General features: G+C 41.0%; 1 protein-coding gene. It reads left to right on the top strand.

Translation table 11 applies throughout. The annotated features are described in order from the left end of the window. Positions 1-261, top strand: a 261-nt coding sequence (locus AAEZ03_RS27870) for an alcohol dehydrogenase catalytic domain-containing protein (protein ID WP_350583149.1), incomplete at both ends; no start/stop codon positions are given.

Here is a 261-nt window from a genome sequence, read left to right on the forward strand (position 1 = left end):
GATTTACACTTATATCGTGGCAAAATGCCTGCAACTGAGGAAGGCGATATTTTCGGTCATGAGTTTATGGGTGTGGTTGAAGAAGTAGGATCTGAAGTCACTGCTGTTAAAAAAGGCGATAGAGTTGTTATTCCTTTTGTTATTGCATGTGGTAACTGCTTTTTCTGTCAGCATGACCTAATGTCCGCTTGTGAGACTACAAATACAGGCCCAGGCGCTGCTATTAATAAAAAAATAATTCCGCCACCGGCTGCTTTATTT

This window comes from Pseudomonas sp. HY2-MNA-CIBAN-0224 (assembly GCF_040310285.1).
GTDB lineage: Bacteria > Pseudomonadota > Gammaproteobacteria > Pseudomonadales > Pseudomonadaceae > Aquipseudomonas > Aquipseudomonas helleri.